The organism is Mesorhizobium sp. M0062 (genome assembly GCF_040323125.1).
In the GTDB taxonomy this organism is placed as follows: Bacteria; Pseudomonadota; Alphaproteobacteria; order Rhizobiales; family Rhizobiaceae; genus Mesorhizobium.
Genome location: NZ_JAMYUO010000019.1, coordinates 104,390 through 121,549 on the forward strand (window position 1 = coordinate 104,390; position 17,160 = coordinate 121,549).

Sequence of the window (17,160 nt, forward strand, 5' to 3'; positions counted from 1 at the left end):
AAGGAGCGCGGCTCCCTACGACTGTTCAAGCCTCTTGCGGATCTCGTTTCCATCGAGAACGACAACAGGACTTCCCAGTGTCTCAACCATATCCGGGTTCAGATGGGGTATGGTTTCAGCGCGCCCGACCATCGGCGGACATTCTCCGGCGCAATACACGACCGAGCTGGTGACACGCAGGATTTTCCACAGCGCTTCGTAGAGGCGCGGATCGTCGGGCGGCCGCGCGACGGTGAAGCCTGAACATCGCGAGGCATCGCCGGGGTCGAAATTGAGATAGAGGTCGGCCGACGACGCATCGTCATAGGCGACGACCCAGCAGGTGAATTCAGGTTCACGCCTGGTGACGAACGGCGCGAAGGCATCCTCGACGATCGATGTGGGGAAGTAGCTCTCTTCGCCATCTTCAAAGCAATTGAGATAGGCCTCGAAGCTCATCCGACCGCCCCCTGTCCCCTAGAAAATCTCGGTCTTGGCGATATGAATGCCAAAGCCCTCAAGCCCGACATAGTGGCGTTCGCGCGAGGCGATCAAATTGATCGAGGAGATGCCGAGATCCTTGAGAATCTGCGCGCCGAGGCCGATTTCTCGCCACTCGTTCTCACGGCGGCGGGCCTCTTCGTGGTCCTCACGGTCGGCACTCATCGGCCGGTTGCGCTCCTGATGGGCGACGCCGACCGAACCCTCTCGGAGGTAAACGATGACGCCGCGCTTGCGTTCGCCCATCGCCTTCATAATGGCGTCGAGCCGGTGGCTGGTGCCGAACACGTCGGTCACCACATCCTCCGAATGCAGCCGCACCGGCACGTCCTCGCCGTCACGGATGTCGCCGAAAACGACCGCGACATGGTGCATGGAATCCCAGGGCAGCGTGTAGGTAAAGACCTGTGCCTTGCCGCCGAGTGTGTCGATTTCGGAGCAGGCGACGCGTTCGACCAGCGTTTCCTTGCGCTGCCGGTAGGCGATGAGGTCGGCGACCGAGACCTGCTTGAGGCCGTGTTCCTCGGCAAAGCTCGCAACCTGCGGGCCGCGCTTGACGGTGCCGTCGTCATTGACCAGCTCCGAGATCACGCCAACCGGCGGCAGGCCGGCAAGTCTGCACAGGTCGACGGCGGCTTCGGTATGGCCCGAACGCATCAGCACGCCGCCTTCCCTCGCGATCAGTGGAAAAATGTGGCCGGGCCGCACGAAATCCGAACCGCCGACATTGCCGTTGGCCAGGTTGCGCACGGTCAGCGTGCGGTCCTCGGCCGAAATGCCGGTGGTGGTGCCATGCTTGAAATCGACGCTGACGGTAAAGGCCGTGGTGTGGGCGGAATCATTGTCGGCGACCATCGGCTGCAGATTGAGCCGCTTGGCCTCCTCGCGCGGCATCGGCGTGCAGACGATGCCGGAGGTGTGACGGATGATGAAGGCCATTTTCTCCGGGCTGCAATGCACGGCGGCAACGATCAGGTCGCCCTCGTTCTCACGCCCGTCATCGTCCATGACGACGACGATCTCGCCGCGCTCGAAGGCGCGGATGGCTTCGACGATTTTCTTCTGATCGTATGGCATTGGCTCGCTTCGCTCGCAGGGAATAGGGGTTGGGCAGTAGGAGTTAGGGAAGGAAGGATGGGCTGGCCTATTGCCTAATCCCTACTGCCTAATCCCTGGCCTGTCTGTCCCCGGTGCCGGAGATAATGGTCGGCGACGGCACAGGCAACCATGGCTTCGCCGATCGGCACGGCACGGATGCCGACGCAGGGATCGTGGCGGCCCTTGGTCATGACGTCGACGTCGTTGCCGTCCTTGTCGATGGATTTGCGCGGCGTCAGGATCGACGAGGTCGGCTTGACGGCGAAGCGGGCGACGATCGCCTGGCCGGTCGAGATGCCGCCCAGAATGCCGCCGGCATTGTTGGACAGGAAGACCGGCTTGCCGTCATTGCCGATGCGCATCTCGTCGGCATTCTGTTCGCCGGTAATGCGGGCGGCTTCAAAACCGTTGCCGATCTCGACGCCCTTGACGGCGTTGATCGACATCAGGCCGGACGCGATGTCCTGGTCGAGCTTGGCGTAGATCGGCGCGCCAAGGCCGGCGGGCACGCCGTCAGCGACGATCTCGATCACCGCGCCGACCGAGGAGCCGGACTTGCGGATGCCGTCGAGATAGCTGGTGAAGACCGGAACGGAGGCCGGATCGGGGGTGAAGAACGGGTTTTCGACGTCACCGATGAAATTCCAGTTCCAGTTGGCGCGGTCGATCGATTTTTCGCCCATCGAGACCAGCGCGCCGCGCACCACCATTCCGGGCACCACCTTACGGGCGAGCGCGCCGGCGGCCACACGCGCGGCCGTCTCGCGCGCCGAGGAACGACCGCCGCCGCGATGGTCGCGCAGGCCGTATTTGACTTCATAGGTGTAGTCGGCGTGGCCGGGACGGTACTGGCGGGCAATCTCGCCATAGTCCTTGGAGCGCTGGTCGACATTCTCGATCAGCATCGAGACCGGCGTGCCGGTGGTGATCATCGTCTCGCCGTCCTCGTCGAGGATGAAGCCGGACAGCACCTTCACCTCGTCCGGCTCGCGGCGCTGGGTCACAAAACGTGACTGGCCGGGACGGCGCTTGTCGAGTTCGGCCTGGATTTCGGCCCGTGTGAAGCGGATCCCGGGCGGGCAGCCGTCGACGACACAGCCGAGCGACGGGCCATGGCTTTCGCCCCAGGTGGTGACGCGGAACAGATGGCCGAACGTGTTGTGAGACATGAATTTTAGCCCTGCCCGGCAGCGGACCGGATCAAAGGTGCGTTCTATTGGCGTTTTCCACAGCGGTCAAACTGTGATCCGGCGGTTTTAGTTTTGACACATTCGGTTGGTTTCTGCTCTCTTCCATCCGCCCGTTGAAAGCTCGCCGCCATCCGTGCAGGCGCAATGACAAAGAGGACGACGATGCGTACCCTGATTGGCGCTGCTGCCGCCATGTTGCTGATTTCCACCGCCGCCTATGCCGGCCAGACCGAAGGCCTGATCAAGAAGGTCGACAAGGACGCGCTGACGCTGACGCTGGAGGACGGCAAGTCCTTCAAGCTCAACGCCGAGACCGATCTCGATTCGCTGAAGCCGGGCATGGATATCGTCATTGCCTATGACGTGACGAATGGCGAGAACGTCGTCACCGACATGGAACTGCCCGACACCGAGTAACACCGACGCCGAACAGGGTCTTGCCGCTCGGCGGAGCCCTGCCCGGATAAACAGGACGGTCGTCCTGTTTTTATCTGCTCGAACCTAAAGCCAATCCAGACGCCCGTCCTGCAGCCTGAGCACCCGGTCCTGCCGCACTTCCAGGTTTGCCGCTTCATGTTCGGAAACACCTTCGACCATCCGAAACAGAGTCCGCACGACGCCACCATGCGTGACGCAGACCGTCTGGCGGTCGAGCGCCTCGAACCACGGCTTCACCCGTTCGAGCAGCATCTGGTAGCTTTCGGCGCCCTCGCCCGGCGGCTGGAAATTCCATTTGTTGCGTCGTCGCGCCTTCGCCGAGCCCGGCATTCGCGCATCGAGTTCGGCATAGGTAAAGCCCTGCCAGTCGCCAAAGTGCACCTCGACCAGACGCGGGTCGGTGCGGTAGGCATCGGGATCGAGTTGCATCGCCAAGCGTAGCCGCTGCATCGTCTCGCGCGTCCGCTTCATCGGGCTGGCGACAAAGTCGAAATCCTCAGGGTTCTGGATCAGTTCGGCCAGCCGCCGTCCATTGCGGGTCGCCTGCTCGCGGCCGAGCGCGTTGAGATCGGTGTCGGCCTGGCCCTGCAGCCGCGACTCGGCATTCCACTGCGTCTGGCCATGGCGCACGATGTAGACGAGCGGAACCATCGGGTCTTCCGGAAATCAGGACAGGCAGGCGGAAACCGCGGCAGAACTATTCCTTGACGGTCGAAATATCCGGCGCGTCGACCGCCTTCATGCCGACGACGTGATAGCCGGAATCGACATGGTGCACCTCGCCGGTGACGCCACGCGACAGGTCCGACAGGAAATACACGGCGGAATCGCCGACTTCTTCCTGGGTGACGGTCTGCTTCAGCGGCGAATTGTATTCGTTCCACTTGAGGATGTAGCGGAAGTCGCCGATGCCCGAAGCAGCCAAGGTCTTGATCGGCCCGGCCGAGATGGCGTTGACGCGGATCTTCTTGCCGCCGAGGTCGACGGCGAGATAGCGCACGCTGGCTTCCAGCGCGGCCTTGGCGACACCCATGACGTTGTAATGCGGCATGACCTTTTCAGCGCCATAATAGGTCAGCGTCAGCAGCGAGCCGCCATCGGTCATCAGCGCTTCGGCGCGCTTGGCGATGGTGGTGAAGGAATAGACCGAAATGTCCATGGTGCGCAGGAAATTGTCGCGCGTCGTCTCGACATAGCGTCCGGTCAACTCGTCCTTGTCGGAAAAGGCGATGGCATGGACGAGGAAGTCGAGCTTGCCGTCCCAATGCCTGGCGACATTGGCAAACACGTCGTCGAGGCTCGCCGGATCAGTGACATCGCAATGACCGGCGACAAAGGCGCCCAATTCCGCAGCCAGCGGCTCGACGCGCTTCTTGAACGCCTCGCCCTGATAGGTCAGCGCGATCTCGGCGCCATGGTCGACGCAGGCCTTGGCGATGCCGTAGGCAATCGATCTGTTGTTGGCGACGCCCAGTATAAGCCCGCGCTTGCCGGCCATTAGGCCCTGTCCACCCGCCATGTCAGCGCTCTCCGAAAGGTTTTCTGCTTTGGAGTGCCTATCGCACACGCAGAAAGGCGCATCAAGCACAGACGGGGCGCGCGTTCAATTCAGACACTCGGCGTGACAACGAATGGGGGATAATAAGGTTGTTGTGAGATTCGAACGCCTCACTGCGGCCAGCGCGCCTTGACGGCCCAGGCCGGGCAGCCGAATCGGCTGGCCGGCACCGCATCGGCCCTATCCAGCCATTTTGCGCCAGGGAATGAGCATTCCCACCTGCTTGCGGTAGAGGCGGTACTGATCGCCAAACATCGCGACGAGATCGCGTTCCTCGAGGAAGATGCCGAGCAGGATGTAGCCGGTGCTGCCCGCCGCGAACAGAAGATGGCCCCATGTCATCGACGGCGTCGCCCAGAAGGCCAGGAGAAAGCCGACATAGAGCGGGTGCCGGACCCATTTGTAGAACAGCGGCGTCCTGAACACGGGCGGCGCCGGTTCGCTCTTGCGCAAAGCGGCGAGAACCTGGCGCAAGCCGAACAGTTCGAAATGGTTGATCAGAAAGGTGCTGGTCAACAATACCGCCCAGCCGAGCCAGAACACGCCATGGATGACGGCGACCCAGACCGGGTTCTCGACCGTCCAGACGAGACCGGGGATCGGCCGCCATTGCCAGTAGAGCAGCAGCAGGATGAGGCTGGCCAAAAGCACATAGGTGCTGCGTTCGGCCGCGTGCGGGACAATCTGTGTCCACCAGCGCTTGAAAACCGGCCGCGCCATGATGCTGTGCTGGGCGGCGAAAAGGCCGAGCAGCAGCGCATTGACGATGACGGCTTCGACCGGACTTCCAGCGACTCCGGAATCGATGGATTTCGGCACGACCATGTTGCCGACGAAACCGACCGCATAGAGAAACGAACCGAGAAAAATCAGGTATGCGGCAACGCCGTAGATAAGGGTGATTACGCCCGCCATGACTGCCCCTCCATGCAAGCATCAGGATTCGGTCGGTCGACCGAATTCAGTGTCAAAAACCATAAATTCTCTGACGAGTCAACTTGATCGGTCGCTCGACCGAGATAGAGTGGAGGGACATCCAGCCCCGGACAGGAGAAGCTATGATCCGCCCAGATTGCACCGCTAACAGCGGCAGCCACGCCGCATGACGGACGCTGCCGAAGCCGTTACCCCGCCGCAGAACAAGCAAAAGCGCGACACGCGCGCCGAACTGATTTCGGCCGCCGAGTTATGCCTCCATCAAGGCGGTTATGCCGATCTGTCGACGCGCCGCGTTGCCGAGATCGCCGGCGTTCCGCTCAGCCAGATCCATTACCATTTCGGCTCCAAGGAACGGCTGTTCCTGGCCCTGCTGGACCATCTGAACGAGGGCCTGCTGAAGCGCCAGGCGGAGACCTTTGCGGCACCGATGCCGCTGTGGCAACGCTGGGAGCGCGCTTGCGATTTCCTCGACGATGATCTGGCGTCCGGCTATGTCCGGATCCTGCACGAGATGATCGCGGCAAGCCTGTCGAGCCCCGAAATCGCCAAGGCGGTGCGCCGCGACCTGCGCGGCTGGTTCGAACTGCTGGACGGACTGGCGCAAGAGGCGGAGCAGCGGTTCGGCGGCCTCGGGCCATTCTCCGCCGCCGAAGTAACCAGTCTGGTCAGCGCCGCCTTCCTCGGCAGCGAGACGATGATCCTGCTGGAGATCGAGGGCCCGCATGTCCCGGTGCGGCAGGCGCTGCGCCGCTTCGGCGAAACCATCCGGCGGATGGAGGAAGCGGCGCCCGGCAGCTAGCCAGCCAAGTCGAGCCGCATCAGCCTTTGCGGCTGCGCATCAGCGCTTCGAGTTCGCTGTCGCCGCCTTCCGGCAGCATGATGCGAACATGGGCGTAGAGATCGCCATGGCCGCCGGCCTTTTCCGGCAAGCCCCTGCCCTTCAGGCGCAGCACCTTATCGGAACTCGACCAGGCCGGAATGTTGACCGCCAGCCTGCCGGTCGGCGTGTCGACCGGCACCTTGGCGCCCAGCACCGCGTCGGCCAACGCTACCTCCAGATCGGCATGCAGGTCACGGCCTTCGATGCGGTAGCGCGGGTGCCTGCGGATACGGATCTTGACCAGCGCATCGCCCGGCTGTCCCGGCCCCTGCTCGCCCTGGCCCTTCAGCCGGATGGTCTGGCCATCCTCGACATAGACCGGCAGCTTGACCGCGATCTTGCGGCCGTCGGGGAACATCGCCGTCACCTTTTCGGCGGTCGCTATCTCCTCGATGGTGACGTCGAGCGTGACGTTGAGATCGGCGGCTGTCGCCTGCTGGCGGCGGTCGCCGGCGCCAGCGCCGCGCGCACCGGAAAAAGCGTCGCCAAAGATCTGGCTGAAGATGTCGCTGTTGCCGTCGAAAGGATCGCCGCCCGGGCGGCCCGAACGGAATTCGAAGCGCGAGCCGCCGGCGCCCTGCTGGCGGCGGAAGCCACCGAACGGATCGCCGCCACCGGCCGCGCCCTCGAAGCCCTGGAATTTCGGCTTGCCGTCGGCGTCGATCTCGCCGCGGTCGAAGGCCGCACGGTTCTTCTCGTCGCCGACGACCTCATAGGCCTGATTGGCGGCGGCAAAACGGTCCTTGGCCTTTGGATCATTCGGATTCTGGTCCGGATGATACTTCTTGGCGAGCTTGCGGTAGGCCGATTTTATGTCCTTGGCCGATGCGTTCTTGGCCACGCCCAGCACCTCATAGGGGTCGCGCATGCGTCCTGCCCTGGAAAATGAGTTAAATCCACGTTGGCCCTTATATGCGCTCCCATAGGAAGAAGTTCCAGTGGCGCGCAGGCTTATCGAGGGTTGAAATTGCGGTGCCCGCAAACCTCGAAAATCAGAGCGGTTTGAAGTCCTGCATGTGCCAGCCGCCGGCCGCGGCGATGCACAATTGCCCCTTGAACAAAGCGACGCCGTCGAAGCTTTCGCGCGAGGCGGTAAAGCTGCGGCAGGCCTGGCCGTTGTCCTGCACTTCGGCGAGTTCAGTGATGGAGCCGCGCGAGCCGGTGTCGGCATTCGCCCAGGGCACGGCCTGGCCGCGAAGCTCCTCGATGTCGGCCGAAGACACCGCATTGCCGATCGTGGTCTGGTCGGAAGCGCTGTCGGCGTCCGTCGATGTCACCCTGGCCGGCGCGCTTGAGGTGACGATGGAACGATCGACCTCGGCCTTTTCCAGGCTGAAGCCGCCGGCGCCGCAGGCGGCAAGCGGCAGTGCGATAATCACGATCACGGCTTTCGAACTGGCCGAAGCGATAACGCTCCATTGCCCGCTGTCAAAAGCTTGCGCGATACGCGACAATCGGCAACCTCCTGAAGCTCGATACAATTTGAGAAAAACTATGAGTGACACTGAGTTAACAAGTAGTGACTTTACCGAAGCCGCCGAGCCGTTCCGGCTCTTTGCCGAGTGGCTGGAGGACGCCAAGAAAAGCGAAATCAACGACGCCAACGGCGTAGCACTTGCAACCGTCGATGCCGACGGCATGCCGGATGTGCGGATGGTGCTGCTCAAGGGTTTCGATGAAAGCGGCTTTGTCTTCTACACGAATTTCGAGAGCGCCAAGGGCCGCGAGATTCTTGGCAGCATGAAGGCGGCGATGTGCTTCCACTGGAAATCGCTGCGCCGCCAGGTGCGCATACGCGGTCCGGTGGAGATCGTCAGCGACGCTGAAGCCGACGCCTATTACGCGACGCGGCCGCGCGGCAGCCGGATCGGCGCATGGGCTTCGAAACAGTCGCGGCCGCTGGAAAGCCGCTTTGCCCTGGAGAAGGCGGTGGCCGAATACACGGCGCGCTACCCTATCGGCGAAATCCCGCGGCCAAAGCACTGGTCGGGCTTCCGCATCGTGCCGCAGGCGATCGAGTTCTGGCACGACCGGCCATTCCGGCTGCACGATCGGCTGGTCTTTTCGCGCAACGCCGAAGGCGGCTGGGACAAGACACGGCTTTATCCCTGAGGATAAGTTCAGGCCTTCTTGCGCGTCATGAAGGCCGTCAACGCGGCGCGCGCTTCGTCGGACTTCAGCCGCTCGGAGAAACGCTCGCTCTCCACCTTGATGCGGGCGACAAGCTCGTCGCGCGGGGCGCGCATCAGGTCACGAGCGATCTTCAGCGCCTGCGGCGGCTTGGCGGCGATCGCGCCGGCCGCGGCGAGTGCCGCGGCTTCTAGCCCGTCCTCCTCGACCACCTCATAGATCAGGCCGGCGGCCTTGGCGCGTTCGGCGGAAAAACCTTCGCCGAGTCCAAGCAGCGCAAAGGCGCCCTGCCTGCCGAGGATGAGCGGCGCCAGCAGGCTGGAGCCCGCCTCCGGCACCAGGCCGAGGTCGACGAAGGGTGTGCGGAACACCGTGCGCGGCGTGGCGAAAGTCAGGTCGCAATGCAAATTGAGCGTGGTGCCGATGCCGACCGCAATGCCGTCGACGCCGGAGACCATCGGCTTCTCCGTTTTGGCCAGCGCCATCAGGAAGTCCCAGACCTCGTTGCCGCCCTCACCGCCGGTGGCGATGACCAGGAAATCGGCGAGATCGTTGCCGGAAGAGAAGGCGCCAGGCACACCGAGGAAGACATGGACGCGAACCGCCGGGTCGGCATCGCCATCGGCCAGCGCCTTGGACATTGTCGCGTACATGGCGCGCGTCAGTGCGTTCTTCTTGTCGGGACGGTTCATGCGGATGATCTGGATGGCGCCCTGGCGCTCGACGAGAATATGGTCTGTCACGGTCATTCTTCCCTGGTGAGCGCTCTGGTATTCAGGCCGTTATCAGCGCCTTGCCGGCGGTAGCGAGGCTCTCGGCGCCATCGATGACGCGTTCCTTCAAGGCGCTGACTTCGCCGAGCAGGTTTTCGGCGAAAAAGCGGCAAAGGGCGATGCGGCTCTGCTGGGCAAGTCCGCCACGCGCCAGATAAGCGCCGCCGGCAGCAAGCGAGATCAGCCTGAGATAGGGGGTCGCACCGGCTTGCGCTTCGTCCAGACGGCCGTCGGCCAGCAGCTTCTGCAGGAAGCGCGTCGCCTCGGTGAGATCGTCGAACGCCTGGTCAAGCGCTTCGGCGGTGCGGCCGAAGCCCTGCAGGTTCGAGGTCCGCACCTCGTAGGCGATGGCCTTCAGTTCGGCGATATAGCCATGCACATGCTCGCCGCCGCCAAGCGGCAATTTGCGGGCTACAAGGTCGATCGCCTGGATGCCGTTGGTGCCTTCATAGATCGGCGCAATGCGGGAGTCGCGATAGAGCGCGGCCGCGCCCGTCTCCTCGATGAAGCCCATACCGCCGTGGACCTGGACGCCGAGCGATGCGACATCGACGCCGATATCGGTGGAAAAGGCCTTGGCCAGCGGCGTCAGCAGATTGGCGCGATCGCGCCAATGCGCGGCCTCCTCGCCTGTCGACACACGCGCAAAGTCGATGGCATAGGCGCAGGAATACGAGATGGCGCGGGCGATCTGGGTCAAAGCCTTCATGGTCAAGAGATTGCGCTGCACGTCGGGGTGATGGACGATCGGCGCCATCCCGGCGCCTGAAAAGTCCGATGCCTTGCCCTGGCGGCGCTCATTGGCATAGGCGATCGCCTTCTGCGTCGCGGCTTCGGCCACTGCCACGCCCTGCATGCCGACGCAAAGCCTCGCGTTGTTCATCATGGTGAACATGCAGGCGAGCCCCTTGTTCTCCTCGCCGATCAGCCAACCGACGGCGCCGGGCGCAGCACCCTGGAACCCGTCGCCATAGATCATGGTGCAAGTCGGCGAGGCATGGATGCCGAGCTTGTGCTCGAGGCCCGAACAGAAGACGTCGTTGCGGGCGCCGAGCGACCCGTCTTCGTCGACCAGGAATTTCGGCACCAAAAACAACGAAATGCCGCGCGTGCCGGCCGGCGCATCGGGCAGCCGCGCCAGCACCAGATGGACGATGTTGTCGGTGAAATCGTGCTCGCCATAGGTGATGAAGATCTTCTGGCCGAAGATGCGGTAGGTGCCGTCGCCGGCAGGCTCGGCGCGACTGCGCAAGGCGGCGAGATCGGAACCGGCCTGCGGCTCGGTCAGGTTCATCGTCCCCATCCACTCGCCGGAGACGAGCTTTGCCAGATACTTTGCCTTCAGCGCTTCGGAGGCATGCTTGTCCAGCGCCTCGACGGCGCCCATGGTCAGCGTCGGGCCGATGCCGAAGGCCATGGCGGCGGAGTTCCACATTTCGAGCGCGGCAACGCCGAGCATGGTCGGCAGGCCCTGGCCACCGAATTCTTCCGGTCCGGACAGCGCGTTCCAGCCACCGCCGATCCAGCTGCGGTAAAGCGCCCTCCAGCCGGGCGGCATGGTCACGGCTGCATCCTTCAGCACCGCGCCGTGCTCGTCGCCGATCTTGTAGAGCGGCGCCACTTCCTCGCTGGCGAAGCGGCCGGCCTCGGCCAGGATGGCGTCGACAAGGTCTTCGCCGAGGTCGCCGAACGCGCCGCTGTCGAGCGCCGGTTTGAGCCCGGCGACATGCTTGAGCGTGAACGAAATGTCGTCGACCGGGGCCTTGTACATGCCGCTTTCTCCTCCGCTGCTCCGACTGCTCGATCCTAGGACCCGGGCCGATGCAAAACCATCCGCCTCTGGGCGGCCTCCGACCTTCTTTTTACGTAAACGTCAAACTTTGTCACGCGGATTTTCATCGAACTTCGTCGTCCACAGGTGGAGCGGGAGCGTAGCGGATGCCGAGTACCATGTCGCGACCTCGCGCCAGGGGCGCAACGGTGCAGAATTCCGCGCCGTGGCAACGCTTCGAAGTCGCGGAATGCATACTATGGTCCGCGCCGCGTCGCTTCGCTCCTTGCTTCGCCATAGAATGACGAAATCGCGAGAGCGACAGGACTCCTGCCCGAAAGCACTTCCTTAACCATACCGGTCCACCATCGGTGTTTGGTCAGCGGGGATCCCCTGTTTGAAAACGCCGGCGCATCTTCTTCGCCGCTCAGCGATCGCTCTCGCGGCGATGATGGCGCTGACGTCAGCGGCTACAGCCTCGGACTTTTCCGAGCCTTGGCGGGATGGCGACCGCGCGCTGGTGGTCGACGCCTATGAATACAATTCCATCGACTGGGCGCAGCTTGCCACCGACAAGCGCATTGTCGGCTTCATCAACAAGGCCTCCGACGGGCTGCCGCCGCCCTATTTCTGCTACGGTGACGAGCCTACGGTCAAACTCTGCAAGACATTGTGGAAACGCTTTGCGGTGACGCGCGAGCTGTTTCAGACGCGCAAGGTGGTGGCCAAGGCGCTCGGCCTGAAATGGGGCGCCTATCATCTTGCCCGCCCCGGCAATCCGCTCGAGCAGGCCAACAGTTTCATCGATTTCGCCGAGCCAGCCCCTGACGATCTGCTCGCCCTCGATCTCGAAGGCAACGACCCCTCGCAATGGATGTCGCTCGAGGATGCCGAGGAATTCGTGCGCCAGGTGCACCGGCGGCTCGGCCGTTTCCCGATCCTCTACACCAACGGCAAGACCGCCCAGTACATCGCCGACAACCGCTACCAATACCGTCTGCTGTCGCGGCTGCCGCTCTGGTATGCGCGCTACAAGCCCGACATCGACGTGCATTTTCCGATGGGCAACTGGCAGGGCTATGCGCTGTGGCAGTTCTCGGCGCAGGCCAATTGCGGGCGCCTGCGCTGCCCCTACCGCGTCGCCGGCACGCCCAACGACATCGACGTCAACGTCGCGCCGATGGACGCGGCGGCACTGCGCCAGCAATGGCCCTTCGGCGGCCTGATCGACGTGCCGCCCGACTACCTCGCCTCGATACCGGTGCCGGTGTCGCGCGCGGCCGGGCTCGCCGGCAAAGTCACCATCACATACGCCGATGTGGCGACGCCACCGACGGTCGAGGAAATGGTGGCGGTGCTCGGCGCGCGCTGGCAGACATTCCGCGCCGCCTTCCGCATGCCGGTGGTCAAGACGGTGCCGCGCCGCGCGCGCTTCGGTATTGCCGAGTATGTCGCCTGGAAGCGGACCACGTATCGTTCGGAGGCTCTGCTCGAGGCCGCCTTCTCGCAGGCCGCCGACCCGGTCAGCACCGCTTCGACGGAACTGGTTCGCGAGCGCTGAGGCTTATGTGGCGGCGCTGGCCTTTTCCCGCGCCACCGCCTGCCAGCCTATGTCGCGGCGGCAGAAGCCTTGCGGCCAGTCGATACGGTCGAGCGCGGCGTAAGCGCGGCTTTGCGCTTCGCCCACCGTCTTGCCTGATGCCGTGACGTTGAGCACGCGGCCGCCATTGGCGACCAGCGCGCCGCCATTGATGGCAGTGCCGGCATGGAAAATCTCAACGCCTTCGCCAGCGGCTTCGTCGAGAGCCCGAATGACCGAGCCTTTTTCCGGCGTCCCGGGATAGCCCTGTGCCGCCATCACCACGGTCAGCGCGGCATCGTCGCGCCAGCGGATCGAACTGTGCGCCAACTGGCCGTCGACGGCGGCGTTGAGCAGCACCAGCAGATCGTCCTTCAGCCGCATCATCAGCACCTGACACTCGGGATCGCCGAAGCGGGTATTGTATTCGATCAGCTTCGGCCCCTTGTCGGTGATCATCAGCCCGGCAAACAGAATACCGGCGAACGGCGCGCCAAGCTCGGCCATGCCGCGCATGGTCGGCTCGACGATCTCGCGCATGGTGCGCTCGACAATTTCGGGGCTCATCACCGGCGCCGGCGAATAGGCGCCCATGCCGCCGGTGTTGGGGCCGGTATCGCCATCGCCGACGCGCTTGTGGTCCTGCGCGGTGCCAAAGGGAAGTGCGGTCGTGCCGTCGCACAGGCAGAAGAAACTCGCCTCCTCGCCGGTCATGAATTCCTCGACCACGACCTCAGCGCCGGCGTCACCGAATACGCCGTCGAAACAAGCATCGAGGGCGGCGCGCGCCTCGTCCAGCGTCATGGCGATGGTGACGCCCTTGCCGGCAGCGAGCCCATCGGCCTTGATGACGATCGGCGCTCCCATCTTTTCGACGTAGGCCTTTGCCGCGGTCAGATCGGTGAAGCGGCCATAGGCAGCGGTCGGGATATCGTATTTGGCGCAGAGGTCCTTGGTAAAACCTTTCGAGCCTTCGAGCCTTGCGGCGCGCTTCGACGGTCCGAAGACGCGGATGCCTTCGCCGCGCAGGTCATCGGCAATGCCGGCGACCAGCGGGCCTTCCGGCCCGACGACGACGAGGTCGATCGCGTTGTCCTTGCAGAAGCTGGCAACAGCGGCATGGTCGGCGATGTCGAGCTTGACCAGTTCGGCCTCGTGGGCGATGCCCGGATTGCCGGGCGCGGCATAGAGCCTGGTCAAAAGCGGCGAGGCCGCGATCTTCCAGGCCAGGGCATGTTCGCGGCCGCCGGAGCCGATCAACAAAACGCGCATGCCGATGTCCCTTGTCATTTCACGACAGGGACTGCGCTATTGCCCCGGGCGGCGCGGGTCAAGAGTTTTACCTTGCGCCATACCGGTTGCGCACGGGAACGTCGCGCCGAGAGCACGGCGTCCCCGGCCGGTATCAGCTCTGGAAGACGACCGGGAACCAGTCCTCGCGCAGTTTCTGGCCGGGCTTCATGTCATGGCCGGGATAGGGCGGCGAGGTACGGCCGGGGCGCTCGACATAGCGCACATCGTCGCCGACCCAGCGCAGCGACAGCGCCCGGCGACGCGCCGCGGTCGGATTGCCGCGCGCACCATGCGCGGTGCGGAAGTCGAACAGGATGGCGTCGCCCGGCTCCATCTCCCATTCGAGCACCTTCAGCGACGGGTCCTTGTCTGGATCCGGCACGGGCAGATAATCGCCCTCGCCGGCATAGAAATTGCTGTCATCGAGCCAGCGCACCGGCAGGATCATCTTGTCCCATTTGTGCGAGCCGGCGATCAGCCGCAGCGTCGCTTCCTTGACCGGATCGATCGGAATCCAGAAGCTGACGGTCTGGGTGCCATCGACGAAGTAATACGGGATGTCCTGGTGCCAAGGCGTCGGCTTTTGCGTGCCCGGTTCCTTGACCAGCACATGGTCGTGGAAGAACTGGGCGCTGCGCGACTGCATCGCCGCTGCCGCGAGTTCCGCGGCCGGGGAATTGCGCACCACGTCGACGAATTCGGGAATGCGCTCCCAATTGCAGTAATCGTCGAAGAAGCTGCCCTTGCCGTTGGCGATGTCCGACGCCGTGGCGCTGCGGTTTTGCATGTTGCGCTCGATGCCGGCGCCGATGGTGCCGACCCAGTCCTTGAAAGCGCCGCGTATGCAGACCGCGCCGTCGCGCTGGTAGTCGGCAATCGCTGCGGCATCGATATGTCTGGCGGCCATCTCATGTCTTCCCTGTTTCGATGACCGACTATCGCAGCCGCCGCACATCGCGTAAAATAATAACTTCTCATCTCTCTTATAGTTTTAGACTATGAATCTGACCCTCACCCAGCTGCGTTACCTCGTCGCCGTCGCACGGCATGGCAGCGTCACCGCGGCCGCGCGGATGCTGAACGTCTCGCAGCCCTCGATCTCGGTGGCGATCGACAATGTCGAAGCGACGCTCGGCCAGAAACTGTTCGTGCGCCAGCGCGGCAGCGGCATCGCGCTGACCTCGTTCGGCCGCAGCGCGGTGGCGAAGGCAAAGCAGGTGCTGGCCGAAGCGGACGAACTGGTTGGGCTCGGGACGCGCGACGCCGATGTCGGGGGCGAACTTGTGCTCGGCTGTTTCGAGGATCTGGCGCCTTATTTCGCGCCGGCGCTGATCCGCGCTTTTTCGCAACGCTGCCCGGCGGTCACCGTGGTGGTCCGCGACGAGACCTTCGAGACGCTGGGCCGGCGGCTCGGCGATGCGGCAATCGATCTCGGCCTGACCTACGATCTCGGCCTGCCCTCGCACTTCGCCCGCATCCTGCTGCATGAGCTGCGGCCACACGCGCTTCTGCCGCAAGGCCACGCGCTGGCCAGCCAGGCCAGCGTCAGCCTGGCGGAGCTGGCGACCCATCCCTTGATCACCACCGACCAGCCGCATAGCTGGCAGCATATGCTGGACCTGTTCCTCAGCCGCGGCCTGTCGCCGGTCTCGCAATCGACGGCGAGTTCGTTCGAACTGCAGCGCAGCATGGTCGCCAACGGCTTCGGCGTCGCGGTGAGCTACACCAGGCCTTATGGCGACAGGAGTTATGACGGGCTGCCGCTGGTCTGCAAGCCGCTGTCCGATCCGCTGCCGATGCAGCGCATCATCCTCACCCATGACACAAGGCAAAGGCTGTCGAAGGCGGCGCTGGCCTTCACGGAGGTGGCGAAGGAATGGTTTGCCAGCCACGATATTTTCACCGCCTGAGCGACAATGCGGCCGCTTGACGGGGCACGCCGCTGCTGCCACTCCAGCACGATGGAAACCATCCAGTCGAAAGCCGCACAGGGCCGCGTCGCCGACGCGCCGAGCGGCCATTGGGTCTACAAGATATTGCCGCGCTGGCTGTGGCCTTACGCGCAGCTTGCGCGCTGGGACCGGCCGATCGGCTGGCAATTGCTGCTGTGGCCCTGCTGGTGGTCGGCAGCGCTTGCGGCCAGCGCCTATCCGCGCGCAAGCGACCCGTTGCTCACATTGCTGCCGTCGCCGTGGTTCCTGTTCCTGTTCTTTGTCGGCGCCGTCGCCATGCGTGGCGCCGGCTGCACCTATAACGACATTGTCGACCAGGACATCGACAACAAGGTCGAGCGCACGCGCTCGCGGCCATTGCCGGCCGGCAAGGTGACGCGCCGCCAAGCCTGGGCGTTCCTGGTCATCCAGGCCTTGCTGGGCCTCGTCGTGCTGCTGCAGTTCAACGACTTCGCCATTCCGCTCGGCATCGTCTCGCTGGTCATCGTTGCCGTCTATCCCTTCATGAAGCGCTTCACCAACTGGCCGCAATTGGTGCTCGGGCTCGCCTTCTCCTGGGGTGCACTGATGGGCTGGGCGGTCGAGTTCGGCGATCTCGATGGCCCGGCCATCATGCTCTATATCGGCTCGATCCTGTGGGTGATCGGCTACGACACCATCTATGCACATCAGGACAAGGAAGACGACGCAATCGTCGGCGTGCGCTCGACGGCGCGGCTGTTCGGCGACAACACCAAGACCTGGCTGGTCGGGCTTTATGGCGGCACGCTGGTCTGCTTCGCCATCGCCTTCGCCTCGGCGCAGGTGCCGGTGGTGGCGCTGGCCGGGCTGATCGCCGCCGGCGCCCATATGGCGCGGCAGATAGCGGTTCTGGATATCGACGATCCCGATCAATGCCTGCGGCTGTTCAAATCCAACAACCAGGTCGGCTGGTTGATCTTCATCGGCCTGATCGGCGGTGCGCTGTGGGTGGCGCTAAAGCCGCTGGTTTAATTGTCCAGCCGATAGATGGGTAACACTTTGAACCGGATACATAGGTGACACTTCTCTCCCCCTATGCGTCCGCCGCAGCGCCAAGC

18 protein-coding genes are annotated in these 17,160 nt (G+C 63.9%); 6 read left to right on the forward strand and 12 right to left on the reverse strand.

The annotated features are described in order from the left end of the window. Window positions 1-15: 15 nt before the first annotated feature. The 3 genes from NKJ64_RS21430 to aroC form a co-directional block, all read right to left on the reverse strand. Window positions 16-438 (reverse strand): hypothetical protein, encoded by a 423-nt coding sequence (locus tag NKJ64_RS21430; protein ID WP_023685408.1) that lies wholly within the window; start codon window positions 436-438, stop codon window positions 16-18. An 18-nt stretch (window positions 439-456) separates the two neighbouring features. Next, entirely contained in the window at window positions 457-1,557 is a 1,101-nt protein-coding gene (ribB, locus tag NKJ64_RS21435) for a 3,4-dihydroxy-2-butanone-4-phosphate synthase (protein ID WP_023709368.1), read from the reverse strand. Between the two features lie 74 nt (window positions 1,558-1,631). Next, complete coding sequence (gene aroC, locus NKJ64_RS21440) at window positions 1,632-2,747, reverse strand: chorismate synthase (protein WP_023706652.1); 1,116 nt, start codon at window positions 2,745-2,747, stop codon at window positions 1,632-1,634. A 183-nt stretch (window positions 2,748-2,930) separates the two neighbouring features. On the opposite strand from aroC, the gene NKJ64_RS21445 reads away from it, so the two are divergent. Beyond that, window positions 2,931-3,185, forward strand: coding sequence for a DUF1344 domain-containing protein (locus tag NKJ64_RS21445; protein ID WP_023685405.1), 255 nt, complete (start codon window positions 2,931-2,933; stop codon window positions 3,183-3,185). A gap of 84 nt (window positions 3,186-3,269) precedes the next feature. Here NKJ64_RS21445 and NKJ64_RS21450 read toward each other — a convergent pair whose 3' ends face one another. From NKJ64_RS21450 to mddA, 3 genes are all read right to left on the reverse strand, one after another. Beyond that, entirely contained in the window at window positions 3,270-3,857 is a 588-nt protein-coding gene (locus NKJ64_RS21450) for a histidine phosphatase family protein (protein WP_023685404.1), read from the reverse strand. Between the two features lie 46 nt (window positions 3,858-3,903). Next, window positions 3,904-4,725, reverse strand: coding sequence for an enoyl-ACP reductase FabI (fabI, locus tag NKJ64_RS21455; RefSeq protein ID WP_023687133.1), 822 nt, complete (start codon window positions 4,723-4,725; stop codon window positions 3,904-3,906). Window positions 4,726-4,944: 219 nt separating this feature from the next. Continuing rightward, on the reverse strand, window positions 4,945-5,679 hold the full coding sequence (gene mddA / locus NKJ64_RS21460) for a methanethiol S-methyltransferase (RefSeq protein WP_023687132.1): 735 nt from the start codon (window positions 5,677-5,679) through the stop codon (window positions 4,945-4,947). Between the two features lie 187 nt (window positions 5,680-5,866). Here mddA and NKJ64_RS21465 point away from each other — a divergent pair, with 187 nt between their 5' ends. After that, complete coding sequence (locus tag NKJ64_RS21465) at window positions 5,867-6,502, forward strand: TetR/AcrR family transcriptional regulator (protein WP_023743671.1); 636 nt, start codon at window positions 5,867-5,869, stop codon at window positions 6,500-6,502. Between the two features lie 19 nt (window positions 6,503-6,521). On the opposite strand, the gene NKJ64_RS21470 is transcribed toward NKJ64_RS21465, so the two are convergent. Both NKJ64_RS21470 and NKJ64_RS21475 read right to left on the reverse strand, forming a co-directional pair. Next, on the reverse strand, window positions 6,522-7,451 hold the full coding sequence (locus NKJ64_RS21470) for a DnaJ C-terminal domain-containing protein (RefSeq protein ID WP_023687130.1): 930 nt from the start codon (window positions 7,449-7,451) through the stop codon (window positions 6,522-6,524). Between the two features lie 124 nt (window positions 7,452-7,575). Next, window positions 7,576-8,037 (reverse strand): RT0821/Lpp0805 family surface protein, encoded by a 462-nt coding sequence (locus NKJ64_RS21475; protein ID WP_023687129.1) that lies wholly within the window; start codon window positions 8,035-8,037, stop codon window positions 7,576-7,578. 40 nt (window positions 8,038-8,077) lie between these two features. On the opposite strand from NKJ64_RS21475, the gene pdxH reads away from it, so the two are divergent. After that, complete coding sequence (gene pdxH / locus NKJ64_RS21480) at window positions 8,078-8,695, forward strand: pyridoxamine 5'-phosphate oxidase (protein ID WP_023668448.1); 618 nt, start codon at window positions 8,078-8,080, stop codon at window positions 8,693-8,695. A gap of 8 nt (window positions 8,696-8,703) precedes the next feature. Here pdxH and NKJ64_RS21485 read toward each other — a convergent pair whose 3' ends face one another. Continuing rightward, complete coding sequence (locus tag NKJ64_RS21485; protein ID WP_023738480.1) at window positions 8,704-9,456, reverse strand: crotonase/enoyl-CoA hydratase family protein; 753 nt, start codon at window positions 9,454-9,456, stop codon at window positions 8,704-8,706. Between the two features lie 31 nt (window positions 9,457-9,487). After that, on the reverse strand, window positions 9,488-11,257 hold the full coding sequence (locus NKJ64_RS21490; RefSeq protein WP_352463271.1) for an acyl-CoA dehydrogenase family protein: 1,770 nt from the start codon (window positions 11,255-11,257) through the stop codon (window positions 9,488-9,490). Window positions 11,258-11,705: 448 nt separating this feature from the next. On the opposite strand from NKJ64_RS21490, the gene NKJ64_RS21495 reads away from it, so the two are divergent. Further along, a complete protein-coding gene (locus tag NKJ64_RS21495) occupies window positions 11,706-12,818 on the forward strand; it encodes a glycoside hydrolase family 25 protein (protein WP_023723281.1) in 1,113 nt (370 codons plus the stop codon). A gap of 3 nt (window positions 12,819-12,821) precedes the next feature. Here the strand turns inward: NKJ64_RS21495 and purD are convergent, their stop codons facing one another. Both purD and NKJ64_RS21505 read right to left on the reverse strand, forming a co-directional pair. Further along, window positions 12,822-14,108 carry a phosphoribosylamine--glycine ligase gene (gene purD, locus NKJ64_RS21500; RefSeq protein WP_352463272.1) on the reverse strand — a complete coding sequence of 429 codons (1,287 nt, stop codon included), beginning with the start codon at window positions 14,106-14,108 and terminating at the stop codon, window positions 12,822-12,824. 133 nt (window positions 14,109-14,241) lie between these two features. Further along, entirely contained in the window at window positions 14,242-15,036 is a 795-nt protein-coding gene (locus NKJ64_RS21505) for a phytanoyl-CoA dioxygenase family protein (RefSeq protein WP_352463273.1), read from the reverse strand. A gap of 91 nt (window positions 15,037-15,127) precedes the next feature. On the opposite strand from NKJ64_RS21505, the gene NKJ64_RS21510 reads away from it, so the two are divergent. Next, window positions 15,128-16,039, forward strand: a complete 912-nt coding sequence (locus NKJ64_RS21510) for a LysR family transcriptional regulator (protein ID WP_023668455.1) — start codon at window positions 15,128-15,130, stop codon at window positions 16,037-16,039. A 51-nt stretch (window positions 16,040-16,090) separates the two neighbouring features. Next, entirely contained in the window at window positions 16,091-17,074 is a 984-nt protein-coding gene (gene ubiA / locus NKJ64_RS21515; protein WP_023816800.1) for a 4-hydroxybenzoate octaprenyltransferase, read from the forward strand. Window positions 17,075-17,160 lie beyond the last annotated feature (86 nt).

Excerpts from the sequence above, each read along its gene's own strand:
- NKJ64_RS21505 (WP_352463273.1), bottom strand. The coding sequence starts at position 15,036 with ATGGCCGCCAGACATATCGATGCCGCAGCGATTGCCGACTACCAGCGC.
- purD (WP_352463272.1), bottom strand. The coding sequence starts at position 14,108 with ATGCGCGTTTTGTTGATCGGCTCCGGCGGCCGCGAACATGCCCTGGCC.
- mddA (WP_023687132.1), bottom strand. The coding sequence starts at position 5,679 with ATGGCGGGCGTAATCACCCTTATCTACGGCGTTGCCGCATACCTGATT.
- aroC (WP_023706652.1), bottom strand. The coding sequence starts at position 2,747 with ATGTCTCACAACACGTTCGGCCATCTGTTCCGCGTCACCACCTGGGGC.
- NKJ64_RS21450 (WP_023685404.1), bottom strand. The coding sequence starts at position 3,857 with ATGGTTCCGCTCGTCTACATCGTGCGCCATGGCCAGACGCAGTGGAAT.
- NKJ64_RS21470 (WP_023687130.1), bottom strand. The coding sequence starts at position 7,451 with ATGCGCGACCCCTATGAGGTGCTGGGCGTGGCCAAGAACGCATCGGCC.
- ubiA (WP_023816800.1), top strand. The coding sequence starts at position 16,091 with ATGGAAACCATCCAGTCGAAAGCCGCACAGGGCCGCGTCGCCGACGCG.
- NKJ64_RS21430 (WP_023685408.1), bottom strand. The coding sequence starts at position 438 with ATGAGCTTCGAGGCCTATCTCAATTGCTTTGAAGATGGCGAAGAGAGC.
- pdxH (WP_023668448.1), top strand. The coding sequence starts at position 8,078 with ATGAGTGACACTGAGTTAACAAGTAGTGACTTTACCGAAGCCGCCGAG.
- NKJ64_RS21490 (WP_352463271.1), bottom strand. The coding sequence starts at position 11,257 with ATGTACAAGGCCCCGGTCGACGACATTTCGTTCACGCTCAAGCATGTC.
- NKJ64_RS21495 (WP_023723281.1), top strand. The coding sequence starts at position 11,706 with ATGATGGCGCTGACGTCAGCGGCTACAGCCTCGGACTTTTCCGAGCCT.
- NKJ64_RS21465 (WP_023743671.1), top strand. The coding sequence starts at position 5,867 with ATGACGGACGCTGCCGAAGCCGTTACCCCGCCGCAGAACAAGCAAAAG.
- NKJ64_RS21510 (WP_023668455.1), top strand. The coding sequence starts at position 15,128 with ATGAATCTGACCCTCACCCAGCTGCGTTACCTCGTCGCCGTCGCACGG.
- NKJ64_RS21445 (WP_023685405.1), top strand. The coding sequence starts at position 2,931 with ATGCGTACCCTGATTGGCGCTGCTGCCGCCATGTTGCTGATTTCCACC.
- ribB (WP_023709368.1), bottom strand. The coding sequence starts at position 1,557 with ATGCCATACGATCAGAAGAAAATCGTCGAAGCCATCCGCGCCTTCGAG.
- fabI (WP_023687133.1), bottom strand. The coding sequence starts at position 4,725 with ATGGCGGGTGGACAGGGCCTAATGGCCGGCAAGCGCGGGCTTATACTG.